This window comes from Micromonospora sp. ATLC20 (assembly GCF_057196585.1).
In genome coordinates, this window is sequence record NZ_JBXUOV010000402.1 from 1 (window position 1) to 861 (window position 861).

An 861-nucleotide genomic window follows, 5' to 3' on the forward strand; every position below is an offset into this window, starting at 1 on the left:
CCGTCACGCCAGGCCCACCACCACAGCGCGGCGCCGTGCCGGCGCACCAGGAACGCGCCGGCGACGGCCACCACGGCCAGCGCGCCCGCCGCGATGCCCACCCCGGCGTCCGTCACCGAGGTCGGCAGCCCCAGCCACCGGGCGACGGCCCGACCGGCGACCAGGTAGCCGCCGGCCAGCGCGCCCGCCGCGAGGGTGATCGCGACGGCGGTCCGCGTCGGCACCTCGCGGTCCGCGAGCGCCGACCGCACCGCGGTCAGCGCGGCCGCACCGGCCAGGACGGCGCTGAGCAGGCCGCTCGGGCTGGCGCTGAGTGACAGCTCGGTGAGCGCCACGGCGGCGAGCACCGCCGCGCCGGCCAGCGCCACGGTCCGGGTCCGGGGCGGGCCGACCGGGCGGGGCGCGGCCGCGGTCCGCGCCTGGGCCTGGAGCGCGCCGCCGGCGGACAGGAACGCGTACGCCTTGTAGACCGCGTGCCCGACCAGGTGCACGGCGGCCAGGCCGAACGCGCCGAGCCCGCACTGGGCGAGCATGAAGCCCATCTGCGCGACCGTGGACCGGGCGAGGGTGCCCTTGACGTCGGTGCGCACCGCGGCGAACACCGTCCCGGACACCGCGGTCACGAGGCCGGTCAGCACCATCGCCGGCATCACGCCGGGTGCGGCGACCACCACCGGCGCCAGCGTGATCATCAGGAAGCCGGCGACGTTGACCATGCCCGCGTGCAGGAAGGCGGAGACCGGGGTCGGGGCGTCCAGGGTGTACGGCAGCCAGCGGTGCGCCGGCACCTGGGCCGATCGCACCGCGCCGGCCGCCAGCAGCAGCCCGCCGGCGGCGGCCAGGAGCCAGCCGGGCCGGTCG

Annotated in this window: 1 protein-coding gene; it reads right to left on the reverse strand. The window is 79.0% G+C overall.

Features of this window, described 5'->3' with window-relative positions; translation table 11 throughout:
- A partial coding sequence (locus AC2CHG_RS31620; RefSeq protein ID WP_484526232.1) for a proton-conducting transporter transmembrane domain-containing protein occupies window positions 1–861 on the reverse strand: 861 nt, incomplete at both ends.